Source organism: Azospirillum fermentarium, from assembly GCF_025961205.1.
GTDB lineage: Bacteria > Pseudomonadota > Alphaproteobacteria > Azospirillales > Azospirillaceae > Azospirillum > Azospirillum fermentarium.
In genome coordinates, this window is record NZ_JAOQNH010000002.1 from 72,117 (window position 1) to 84,037 (window position 11,921).

The following is an 11,921-nucleotide window of genomic DNA, read 5'->3' on the forward strand; positions in this document are numbered from 1 at the left end:
CAGAACCCACAGGGGAAAAACCGTGACCGCCCGACGAAGTATGGGGATTTGTACCGCGAAGCGAAAGGACCGCGCACCCTATTTCCCGGCGGCGAAGCCTGCTAAACCGGACCCGGTGCCGAAAGATCACGCCCACCCCAACCATGGGTGGGCCGAACCAGGGAGTTCTGGAACCCGCCATGACCATCCCCAGCCAACGCCCCCGCCTGCTGCTGACCCGCCACCTGCCCGATGCGGTGGAGGAACGGGCCGCCCGCGATTACGACGCCCGTCTCAACACCGCCGACACCCCCCTGTCCGGCACGGACATCGCCGCGGCCGCCGCCGGCATGGACGGCATCCTGTGCTGCGCCGGCGACCGTCTGGACGCGGCATCCATCGCCGCCCTGCCCGCCTCGGTCCGCATCCTGGCGACCTTCTCGGTCGGGACCGACCACATCGACCTGAGCGCGGCGGCGGCCCGCGGGCTGACCGTCACCAACACCCCCGACGTGCTGACCGACGCCACCGCCGACATCGCCCTGCTGCTGATCCTGGGAGCCGCCCGCCGCGCGCCGGAGGGCGAGCGCATGATCCGCGCCGGGCAATGGACCGGCTGGACCCCCACCCAGCTTCTGGGCACCCATCTGGGCGGGCGCCGGCTGGGCATCATCGGCATGGGCCGCATCGGACAGGCCGTCGCCCGCCGGGCCGCGGCGTTCGGCATGACCGTGCATTATTCGAACCGGCAACGCCTTCCTGCCTCTTTGGAGCAGGGCGCCGTCTTCCACCCCGATGCGGAAGACCTGCTGGGCGTGGCCGACGTGCTGTCGCTGCACTTCCCCGCCACCGCCGAAACCCGCCACTGGCTGAACGCCGCACGCATCGAACGGCTGCCGCCGGGGGCGATCGTGATCAACACCGCCCGCGGGTCGGTGGTGGACGACACCGCGCTCATTGCAGCGCTGCGCTCGGGCCGCCTCGCCGCCGCCGGGCTGGACGTGTTCGAGAACGAACCGAACCTCAATCCCGCCTACCGGGATCTGCCCAACACCTTCCTTCTGCCCCACCTGGGCAGTGCCACGGTGGACACCCGCAACGCCATGGGGTTCCGCGCGCTGGACAATCTGGACGCCTTTTTTGCCGGGCGGACGCCATCGGACAAAATTGTCTAAAATACGATCTAATTTGCCTACCTCCTTCGGCAACCGGCAGGAAGTGCCGGGTGCCGTGGGGGGAAAGTCACAGTTTCGCCACAGCGAAGCGTGTTTTTCCGCCATTCCCGACTTTGGCACGGCGCTCGCATAGGTGGGGGCGTAGGGACAGCCCGCTTATGGGGGACGCCAGCCATGAACGCCTTCGCCGCCACCGCCCGCAGCCTGCCCACGGCCTCCGGTCATGCCATGCCCGCCGGCCGGACGGCACGCCCGGCCTTGGCCTTTCCCAGCATCACGCTTCCCCACGACGTTCTGGCGGATGCCATGGAAGCCCGCCTGCATGAGGCCGAAGAGACCATCGCCCGCCAGCAGGAGCGCATCGCGTATCTGGAAAGCCTGACCATGACCGACGAATTGACGGGTCTGGTCAACCGGCGGGGGTTCTACAGCCATTTCCGCCGCGAACTGGCGGCCGCCCAACGCGACCCGGCGGCGGCGGGCGTGCTGGTGATGATCGACCTGGACGGGTTCAAGGCCATCAACGACACCCACGGCCATCCGGCGGGCGACGCCTATCTGCGCGCGGTCGCGCATGCCCTGCGCACCCATGTGCGCAGCCAGGACGTGGTGGGCCGTCTGGGCGGCGACGAATTCGCGGTGCTGCTGACCAACACCGACGCCGCCACCGGGGCGGCGCGGGCCGAGCAACTGGCCCGGCTGGTGCAGGGTGAAAGCACCGACTGGCACGGCACCCGGCTTCCCTTGCGCTTTTCCACCGGCGTCCACGCCTATGGTCCCGGCGACCACGAGGACGACGTGATGCGGCGGGCGGACGTGACCATGTACGGCAACAAGGCCGCGCGGCGGACGGGACGGTGAGGCGGGGCGTCAGTTCTCCAGCCAGAACGAACTCTCGACGAGCGTTGCGAAATCCGCGTCGAGAAGGGCCATCGTAACGTCGAAGATCGCCTGCGCCGACAGATTGGCCGCCGGCAGGTCGAAGCCGAGAACCGCATCGCGGACAACGCTCATGGCAAAGCCGAGGTCGGCACCCGACCGCACGGTGGAGTTGACGCAGAAGCCTGCGACCGCCCCGGTTACCACCAGATCGGTGATCCCCTCCTGGCGAAGATAGCTTTCCAGCCCGGTGGAGGCGAAGCCCGAGGAGGTTCTCTTCACGAACACGGGCTCGTCATCAAGCGCCTGTGCGCAGGCCATGGGCGGATAGCCCGGCGCATCGGGATGAAGGGGCGACGACGGGTCTGCGTCACGATGGCGTATGTGAATGACGGGACGCCCTTCCCGGCGAAAGGCGCTGGCAAGCGCTGCGATCCTGTCGGGGGCACCGGGATTGACGTGATCGCGCCCCGCCGCCATCCGGTCCTGCATCATCCTTTGCATGTCGATAATCACGAGCGCCGTTTTCATCCCCGCACCATCCCCCTTGATAATGTTCCGCGAACAACGTTCGCCGACAAATAGAAAACTGGGGCATGGGGGCTGCCCGCCCCCATGCGGGTGCGGGCGGCAGCCCGCCGCGGAGCGCGCTTACCCACCCTCCCCCCGCCCCTTGCGAATAGCGTCGTTCCCCATCTTCGCGCGCACGGCGTCGATGGCGCGCTCCACATGGGCGCGGCGCTGGACGCCGGGATCGAGCAGGTCGGGCGGGTCGGCCTGGGTGCCGTCCACCAGATCCGACAGCCCCACCCCGATCAGCCGGTAGCGGGTGCCGTCGGCCAGCCGCTCCACCAGCAGGGCGGCGGCGCGATACAGAACCTCGGCCAGTTGGGTGGGGTCGGACAGGCGGTGGGCGCGGGTCAGGGTGTGGAAATCGCCGGTCTTCAGCTTCACCGTCACCGTGTGGCCGCCGACGCCCGCGGTTTTCACCCGGCGCGACACCTTCTCGCACAGGGGCCAGAGCTGGGCCAGCAGGGTCTCGGCGTCCGACAGGTCGCGGTCGAAGGTGGTTTCCGCCGAGATGCTCTTGACCGGCGCGTCCGGTTCCACCCGCCGGTCGTCCTGCCCATGGGAGAACAGCGCCAGCCGCCGCCCGATGGCGCCGTAGCGGCGCATCAGCGTGGCCTGGGGCACCTGGGCCACGTCGCCCACGGTGCGCAGCCCGTCGGCCTCCAGCCGGGCCTGCAGCGCCCGGCCCACGCCCCACAGCATTCCCACCGGCCTGGGCGCCAGAAAGGCCGCGGCCTCCGCCCGGCCGATCACGGCGAAGCCGCGGGGCTTGTCCAGGTCGGACGCCACCTTGGCCAGGAACTTGTTGGGGGCCAGCCCCACCGACGCGGTGATGCCCACATCGTCCTCGATCCGGCGGATCAGCCGGGCCAGGGTCCGGGCCGGGGTGATGCCGTGCAGCGCCTCGGTTCCCGACAGGTCGAGAAAGGCCTCGTCGATGGACAGCGGCTCCACCAGGGGTGTGGTCTCCAGCATCAGCGCCCGCACCCGGTGGCCGGCGGCACGGTATTTCGCCATGTCGGGGGGAATCACCACCGCGTCCGCGCACAGCGCCAGCGCCTTGAACATGGGCATGGCCGACCGCACCCCGTACAGCCGCGCGACATAGCAGCAGGCGGCCACAACCCCGCGGTGCCCGCCGCCCACGATCACCGGCCGGTCGGTCAGCGACGGATTGTCGCGTTTCTCCACGCTGGCGTAAAAGGCGTCGCAGTCGATGTGCGCCACCGTCAGCCCGTGCAGCTCCGGGTGGAACACCAGCCGCCGCGAACCGCAGGCGGGGCAACGCGCGCTTTTGGGCGCCGGAGCGGCGCCACAATCCCGGCACAGCCCCGGTGCGGCACCGGGGACAGTATCGTCGGGATCAGAAACAATGGGCGGTACAATCGGCGGCATCGGGTGCACGGGTCCGGGCAAGGACGGGAGAGCCGGCCATCGCTAACAGCAAATTAACCGTCGCGGCGGCATACAAAAAAGATTATACGGGCACTCTGCCAAGTGCCATGCCCTTCACTGGTGACGATGCCGGGAAGGGTGTGGTTATCTGACGATCCCGGCCCTGGTCCGGCCCCCACTGACCGCCCCCTGACCGGAGGTAACCGCCATGCCGTCCGAAGCGACCGGAACAGCGCCCAAGCTGATCCTTATCGTCGAGGATAACGAGCTGAACATGAAGCTCTTCCACGACCTTCTGGAAGCGCACGGCTATGCGACGCTCCAGACCCGCAACGGCAAGGAGGCGCTGCAGATCGCCCGCGAACACCGCCCCGACCTGATCCTGATGGATATCCAGTTGCCGGAGGTGTCGGGGCTGGAGGTCACGCGGTGGCTGAAGGCGGACGACGAGCTGCGGTCGATCCCGGTGATCGCCGTCACCGCCTTTGCCATGAAGGGCGATGAGGAGAAGATCCGCGAGGGGGGGTGCGAGGACTATATCGCCAAACCCATTTCGGTCTCCAAGTTTATAGAGGCGGTCCAGCGGTTTCTGCGATAAACCTGCTGGGATGCGTCCGGGACGAAGACGGGAAGAGCGATGTCCGCGCGTGTGCTTGTTGTCGATGACGTTCTGCCGAACGTGAAGCTGCTCGCGGCAAAGCTGACGCGTGAATATTTCGAAGTTCTTACAGCTTATGATGGGCCGGAGGCGCTGGACGTGGTGCTCCGCGACGCCCCCGACATCGTGCTGCTGGACGTGATGATGCCCGGCATGGACGGGTTCGAGGTGTGTGAGAAGATCCGTTCCAACCCCGCGACCATGCACATTCCGGTGGTGATGGTCACCGCCCTGTCCGATGCCGCAGACCGCGTGCGCGGGCTGGAGGCGGGGGCCGACGATTTCCTGACCAAGCCGGTGAACGACGTGGCGCTGTTCGCCCGCGTCCGCTCGCTGGTGCGGCTGAAGATGACCATGGACGAATGGCGGGCGCGGGAAACCACGTCGGGCCAGTTCGGCGTGATCGAACCCTCCGGCACCATGCAGGGGGAGGCGCACGACAAGGCGCGCATCCTGATCCTGGACGATTCCGCCCTGGACCTGGACAAGATCGCCGAGACCCTCAAGCGCGACAGCCACATCACCACCGGTACCGGCACCTGTGCCAAGGCGCTGGAACGCACCCAGGACGGCGGCTTCGATCTCGTCATCGTCAGCCTGACCCTGCTGAACGAGGATGGGCTGCGGCTGGTGTCGCAGTTGCGCTCCCACGAGCGCACGCGCCAGATCCCGATCCTGCTGGTGGCGGACGAAGGCGACCTGACCCGCGTGGCCAAGGGGCTGGAGCTGGGGGCCAACGATTACGTGATGAAGCCGCTGGACCGCAACGAGCTGCTGGCCCGCGTGCGCACACAGATCCGCCGCAAGCGCTATCAGGACCGGCTGCGGGCCAATTACGAGCAGAGCCTGTCCATGGCCCTGACCGACAGCCTGACCGGGGTGTTCAACCGCCGCTACGTCAGCGCCCACCTGCCCCGCCTGCTGGACCGCGCCATCGACAACAACAAGGCGGTGTCGGTGCTGATGTTCGACATCGACCATTTCAAAGTGGTCAACGACACCTGGGGCCACGACGTGGGCGACGAGGTGCTGGTGGAGGTCACCACGCGCGCCGGGCGCAACCTGCGCACCTTCGATCTGGTGGCCCGTCTGGGCGGGGAAGAGTTCCTGGTCATCCTGCCGGACACGGATGCGGAGGCCGCGCGAATCGTCGCCGAACGGCTGCGCGACCGCATCGGCCAGTCGCCCTTCGCGGTGACGGCCCCGGTGGGCACCATCCCGGTCACCGTGTCCATTGGCGTGGCCACCGGCGGACGGCTGGGCGACACCACGGAAAGCCTGCTGAAGCGCGCCGACGCCGCCCTGTACGAGGCCAAGCGGTCGGGCCGCAACTGTGTGGTGGTGTCTCCCTCCGCGGCCAACGGCGGCTATCCCCCCGCCGAGGGCTGACGCTCTCCCGCGCCGTTCCCTTCCACGGCAAAAGGGCCACCCGATCCGGGGCGGCCCTTTTGTTTTTTTGTGTTGGCCGTGCGTTCGTCCGGGGCTGTGGGCTTCCCCCTGCCCGGCCGTCAGAACCGGCCGGCGGTGGCTCCCTGGTCGAGATAGACGCACACCTTGTTCTGCCCCTTCAGACTGCCGCACCCGTCGCTGCGTTGGGACACGAAGCGGATCTGTACCCGCTCCCCGCCGGGATTGGCCGAGGCCAGCAGGGCTTCGGCCACCTGCAGGCGCATCTGCGGCGTGCGCTCCTTGCCCCGCGGAACGGGCGCAACGGCCGGCTGGACGATGGCGGTGTGCACCTCCGCTGCCGGCGCCGCCGGCTTGGGATCGGGCAGCCGCGCCGCGGCGGGAATGGGGGCTGCGGCAGCGGGAGCCATGGGGGCGGGAAGGGCTGCCACGGTCAGGGTTTCGCGGGCCGGTTCGGGGGCCTTCGCCGGCTCGGCGGCGGCCACCACGGTGTCGCTTTCCTTCAGCCCGGCCAGATAGGGGGGCAGGGATGGCGCAACCGCCGCCGGCGCGGTGCCCGGACGCTGCGCCACCTGGACCGGGGCCGGCGCCGCCGGCTTGGCGTTGCGGCGGGCGGCATTGCCGGGAACCACCGCCACCTCGATCGCCACCGCACCCGACGACAGCGACGGTTCGCGCGGGTTATGGGTACGCACCGCCGGGGTCAGGGCGGCGAGATAGGAGCGGGTTTCCTGCGGCAGCCGCTGCTTGCCCGCCAGATGGTTGGCATAGCAGGCCGGGCCGCAGTTGTACGCGGCCAGGAAGCCCGGCGCCCCGAACAGGTCGTACATCTCGCGGATATAGGCGGTGCCGGCCAGGATGTTGTCGCGCGGGTCCGCCGGATCGGGGCCCAGACCATAGGCGTTGCGCATCAGGTCATAGGTGCCCGGCATCACCTGCATCAGCCCCAGCGCCCCGGCGTGGCTGGTGGTCAGCTTGCCGTTAACCATGTGCCGCCCGCTGCTCTCGCGCATGATGACCGCGCGGATCCACGGTTCCGGCACATCGAACCGGCGCGATGCCTCGCGGATATGGGGGACATAGGGGGCCAGCCGGTCGTTGGGATCGACGGCGGCGTTTTCCCAATCGGACCCGGCACCCGCCTGCGGGCCGTTGGTGGAGGCGCCACACCCGGCCAGAACCGCCGCCGTCACCAGCAGCGCCCCCAGGGCCGCCGGGCGGAACCGTCCCCCCCGCGACAGAGCGCCAGTCAGCGAGGGCGTGGCCGCAAAGGCCGGCAACATCCGAAGAGCCACGTCGGGGAATCCGTTCCAGTGAAGAGCGATCCGGTGAAAACGCTCCGATTTTTCGGGGTAGGGAGCGCCTTGAGTCAAGCGACAACCCTTCCCGTTCGTGCCCCGTTCAAAAGGTTAACGACCCGCAGGCCGGCAACCCTTTGATCCCCCACGCAATCAATCCTCTCCGGTCCCGGCCCCCGGCGGGCCCGCACCGGGCCGGGCCGGGGCTTTCCCCCCGACTCGGGGCAAGATGGACGGACCGTCAGGCGGCCAGCGGCGAACGCCCGGCGGTCAGGCGGGCGAACGCGGCAGCGAAGCCCTGCTGCGTCCGCGTGTCGAGATCGAAGCGCACATGGGTGTTGTCATGGTCCGCCGACACCACCACGAAGGCCAGCGCCGGGGTGGAGCCGGGGATTTCCACGGTGCCGCGCATGCCCGACGTCATGCCGGACAGGCCGCCGATGGTGGCCCCGCCTTCGGACAGGTTCAGCAGGGTGGCGTTCTGCTGCCCGCCCGGCGCCGACACCGCACAGCCCAGGTTCAGGGCGAAGCGGGGCTGGCGGCGGCGGTTGACCTCGGGCGTGGCGGTGCGCACGGCGCGCACCAGGCTCTGGCGCAACAGGTCGATGCTGCCCGCCACCTCGGTCGCCACATGGCGCACGTCGCCGGCCCGCCCGCCGGTGGACGCCGCCTCGCTCGACACATGGGCGATGCGGGTCGAAACCTCCTGGGCCGCAGCGGCGGTCTGGGCGACGTTGCGGCTGATTTCCTGGGTGGCGGCACCCTGCTCTTCCATGGCGGCGGCGATGGTGCTGGCCACGCTGTCGATTTCGGAGATGGTCTTGCCGATGCCCTGCACCGCGTTGACGGCCATGCCGGTCATCGACTGCAGCTCGCTGATCTGGCGGGTGATCTCCTCCGCCGACTTGGAGGTCTGGTTGGCGAGGTTCTTCACCTCCGACGCCACCACGGCAAAGCCCTTGCCGGTCTCGCCCGCCCGCGCCGCCTCGATGGTGGCGTTCAGCGCCAGCAGGTTGGTCTGGGATGCGATGTTCTGGATGAAGGTCGCCACCTCCCCGATGTGGCTGATGGCGTTGGACAGGGCGATGACCGCCTCTTCCGTCGAACGGCCGCCGTCCACCGCCTCGCGGGCGATGCGGCTGGCGAACGCCACCTGACCGGAGATTTCGTGGATCGAGGCGGTGAGCTGCTCGGTCGCCGACGCCACAGCCTGGGCGTTGCCCAACGCCTGCTCCGCCGCCGCCGCCACGCTTTGGGAATCGCTGGCCACCTGTTCGGCCGATGCGGCCATGGCCTGGGCGTTCATGTCCATCTCGCCCGACCGTTCGGCCACCCGGTCCACCGCGGCGCGGGTTTCTTCCTCCACCGTGCGGGCCATGGATTCCAGGGCGGCGATCTTGGCGGCGGTGGCGGCGTCGCGTTCGCGCTCCTGCTCGGCGCGCATCCGTTCGTTCTCGATGCCCTTGCGCTTGAACACCTCCACCGTGCGGGCCATGGACCCGATCTCGTCGGCGCGGTCCAGGCCGGGTACGGTCACCTCGTACCGTTCGTCGGCCAGCACCATCATCACCTCGCGCACCCGGTCGAGAATGGCGAACTGGCGGCGCACCATCACCAGCATCACCAAGGCCATCACCAGCGTGATGCCGGCGGCCAGCGGAACCGTGCTGTTCACCACCGTGTCCAGGACGCGCAGCGTGTCGCTTTTCTTCAGCCCGACGAACAGAATGCCGACCACATCGCCCTTTTGGTCGAACAGGGGATCGTAGGCGGTGAAGTAGGCCGAGCCCAGGATCTCCGCCTCGCCGCGGAACGGCTGCTTCTGGGTGAAAATGCTGTCATAGACCGGACCGCGGGCCAGCGCCGTGCCCACCGCCCGGCTGCCGTCCGGCTTCTTCACGTTGGTGGCGACGCGCTTGTCACCCTGGAAGATGGTGGCGACACCGCCGTTCAGGCTGCGCACCATGTCCACCAGATTGTTGGCATCGTTCAGCCGGATGTTGTCCAGATACAGCGCCCCGTCGCGGATGGCGTATTCGCTGCCCTGCTGTTCGAGGATCACGTGAGCCGAGGTCATGGCCTGTTCCAGCCGGGTGGCGGCCTCGGCCCCGATCTCGGCGCGCAGGATGGTCACGGTGGTCATGGTCAGTGCCATGGCCAGGATCACCAGCCCGGCGATGGACAGGATGGTCAGCTTGGCAGCAAGGCTCAGACGGCGCAGCAGCATCAGGCGGGCTCCTCGATCATCCGTCCGCATAATCATGTGCATGGGTTGCGGACATGGTGTTTCCTTTCGTCATACGCAGAATTATCTAAAGTTTAAATCATTTTCGCCGCGACGTTCTGTTGCACATCCACGAATCCTCATAGGGTGTGGCAATCACGCCCGGCTGTGGAAACACCATGGTTTTTCCCCCTTTCCACCAAACTACGAATCCCGGATTCGTAATCTGGTGGATGACCCCTGGCGGGCCGCGGGCTTGATTCCCATGCGGGTTGGGGGAATTTTGGCCGTGAACCGACCCTTATCCCTGACCGCGACAGGAGGCCCACCATGCATGCCGCCACCCGCACCGGCCGGCTGCTCCATGCCGACCACGACCGCACCGTCGGCCTGATCAACCGGCTGGAAGAGCACCTTGCCCTGGCGGAACAGGTGGGAATCCCCGCCCTGGATCCCGGCAGCCCGGCGCGTACTCTGGTCGCGGACCTGAATGCCACGCTCGACGATGAGCTGGGCCGCCATTTCGATTTCGAGGAACAAGGGCTTTTTCCCCTGGTGGCCAACGCCGGCGCGTACGACCTGATCGCCACCCTGACCGGAGAGCACGAAGCCATACGTGCCATCGGGCGTCGTCTGCAGCGCTATTGCGCTCTGGCCCTGGCTGACGGGTTCGATGAGGACGGCTATGCCGCTTTCGTTCATTTCGGCTGGGATTTCGTCGAACGGATGGAACGCCACCTGCAAACCGAAGAAACCGTCCTGTTGGAAGCGGTGGACACCCTGCTGCTGGCCGCCCCCGCCATCGACGCCAGTTTGGCGGACAGCTACGCCGGCCCGGACGAGAGCGAAAAATGACTCTCCACAAGACTACGAATCAGCGGCCTGCCAGGAGCCGGGAAACGGGGGGCTGCGTACTCTTGTGGAAGGGTGCGTAATCTTGTGGACGGGAGAGGTATGGGGGAGAAGCCGGGAAACGGCCCTTTCCCGCTCCAAGGCGGTCCGTGTGGAGTCTTGTGGAATCCGATGTGCCGCCCCCTGCCGCCATGGGCTGGAACGCATCCTGGGCGATCCTGCGTACTCTTGTGGAACCTGTTGATTCAAGCGGCTTTTCAGCCGCGTAATCTGGTGCGGTCCGGCCCTGTGCGGGTCATTTTGACCATGCTTGGCGGCTTGCAGGCAGGCGGGGAGGGTGCCCTTTTCCGTTCAGGGAAAGAGCGTGGGAACAATTTTTTTTCGGCATGAAAAGACACTGGTGACGGTGTTCCGGGCGGTATCGCGCTGCAGTCTTCGGCCCTCAGGCTCACGAATGACCGGCGCCCGCCCAGCCCACCCCCCAATTGGGAAGTGGGCCCGTTTTTCTTGAAAGTATTACATGCCCATCAACATGGCCTGACGCCGGTCGTTGGCGATCGGAGGCACGGAAGGATGCATGGTCATGCCTTCGCGCCCGATTTCGACCTTGGCTTCCGGGTAGACATTCATCGCTACCTTCAAGGTTTCGGGGAACCGGGTCTTGAAGTGACGGATTTCATCATAGCCGGCACCGAACTGGGCGTAGAGCGATTGCCAGGAGATCTTGGTCGGTTCGGTCAGGCAATGCAGGCGATAGGCCAGCCAGATATAGATGTCCATTGCCATGGATTTGGACGAAATCTGCCGAATCGCCGATTCCAGAACCGGAACGGGGTGCTCCCGCAGGGATTTGAAGAAGCTTTCCGACAGCAGCACCCGTTCTTCCCACAAGGAACCCTGCCGTTCGTCCTCTTCGGTAAAGGTGAGACCGCCGACGACGATCGAATCCTTGGCGAACTTGCTGCCCCGTCCCTTGCTGTCCGCATCGTCCCAGAAGAAGGTCAGGTGGCAGGCGGACAGCCGGTTGCACTGTTCCTTCACGTCCCGGTACGATTGGCCGCCGGTGGACACGTTCATCCGGCTCATCCAGTCGCGCATGGAAGCGCCCAATTCCACCTCACGGCTGTTCGACTGCAGCGCACGGGTTTGAAGATAAAGGAGAATCAGACGGGCACGGGAGCCGTAGGGCACCCCGAACATCTTTTCCTTTCCACCCACCAGCAGAACGCCGGGCTGGACCACCAGCGTGACCTTGTGCCCATCGCGCCGCCAGGTCTGGTCGTCCGACAACCGTTTATGAGGCAATGCCGTCAGGCAAAAACCACTGTAGGTTATGCCCATTGCCCGCGATTCGTCGGCAAGCACCGATGCCGCAGCATCCACAAGCGCCTTCTGCTCGCGCGGGACCATTTCGCGGGCACGGTCTTTGCCGTGTTGAAGGATTAGCTGATGGATCTCACCCATATCCGTGCTCCTGCCACGAG

At 67.1% G+C, this 11,921-nt stretch carries 10 protein-coding genes; 5 read left to right on the top strand and 5 right to left on the bottom strand.

Annotated elements, in window-relative coordinates:
* The first annotated feature begins 179 nt into the window (after window positions 1-179).
* Entirely contained in the window at window positions 180-1,154 is a 975-nt protein-coding gene (locus tag M2352_RS15295) for a 2-hydroxyacid dehydrogenase (RefSeq protein ID WP_264665434.1), read from the top strand.
* Between the two features lie 174 nt (window positions 1,155-1,328).
* Window positions 1,329-2,015 carry a GGDEF domain-containing protein gene (locus tag M2352_RS15300; protein WP_264665435.1) on the top strand — a complete coding sequence of 229 codons (687 nt, stop codon included), beginning with the start codon at window positions 1,329-1,331 and terminating at the stop codon, window positions 2,013-2,015.
* Between the two features lie 9 nt (window positions 2,016-2,024).
* Here M2352_RS15300 and M2352_RS15305 read toward each other — a convergent pair whose 3' ends face one another.
* Window positions 2,025-2,564, bottom strand: a complete 540-nt coding sequence (locus M2352_RS15305; RefSeq protein ID WP_264665436.1) for a cysteine hydrolase family protein — start codon at window positions 2,562-2,564, stop codon at window positions 2,025-2,027.
* A gap of 120 nt (window positions 2,565-2,684) precedes the next feature.
* Window positions 2,685-3,998, bottom strand: coding sequence for a DNA polymerase IV (locus tag M2352_RS15310; protein WP_264665437.1), 1,314 nt, complete (start codon window positions 3,996-3,998; stop codon window positions 2,685-2,687).
* A 208-nt stretch (window positions 3,999-4,206) separates the two neighbouring features.
* Between M2352_RS15310 and M2352_RS15315 the strand changes: the two genes are divergently transcribed.
* Both M2352_RS15315 and M2352_RS15320 read left to right on the top strand, forming a co-directional pair.
* Entirely contained in the window at window positions 4,207-4,596 is a 390-nt protein-coding gene (locus M2352_RS15315; RefSeq protein ID WP_264665438.1) for a response regulator, read from the top strand.
* 39 nt (window positions 4,597-4,635) lie between these two features.
* Window positions 4,636-6,045, top strand: a complete 1,410-nt coding sequence (locus tag M2352_RS15320; RefSeq protein WP_264665439.1) for a PleD family two-component system response regulator — start codon at window positions 4,636-4,638, stop codon at window positions 6,043-6,045.
* Between the two features lie 119 nt (window positions 6,046-6,164).
* Here the strand turns inward: M2352_RS15320 and M2352_RS15325 are convergent, their stop codons facing one another.
* Window positions 6,165-7,358: a lytic transglycosylase domain-containing protein gene (locus M2352_RS15325; protein ID WP_264665440.1), complete on the bottom strand. Its 1,194-nt coding sequence runs from the start codon at window positions 7,356-7,358 to the stop codon at window positions 6,165-6,167.
* Between the two features lie 244 nt (window positions 7,359-7,602).
* Entirely contained in the window at window positions 7,603-9,588 is a 1,986-nt protein-coding gene (locus M2352_RS15330; RefSeq protein WP_264665441.1) for a methyl-accepting chemotaxis protein, read from the bottom strand.
* 327 nt (window positions 9,589-9,915) lie between these two features.
* Between M2352_RS15330 and M2352_RS15335 the strand changes: the two genes are divergently transcribed.
* Complete coding sequence (locus M2352_RS15335) at window positions 9,916-10,440, top strand: hemerythrin domain-containing protein (RefSeq protein ID WP_264665442.1); 525 nt, start codon at window positions 9,916-9,918, stop codon at window positions 10,438-10,440.
* A gap of 513 nt (window positions 10,441-10,953) precedes the next feature.
* Here M2352_RS15335 and M2352_RS15340 read toward each other — a convergent pair.
* Window positions 10,954-11,901 carry a replication protein RepA gene (locus M2352_RS15340; protein WP_264665443.1) on the bottom strand — a complete coding sequence of 316 codons (948 nt, stop codon included), beginning with the start codon at window positions 11,899-11,901 and terminating at the stop codon, window positions 10,954-10,956.
* Window positions 11,902-11,921 lie beyond the last annotated feature (20 nt).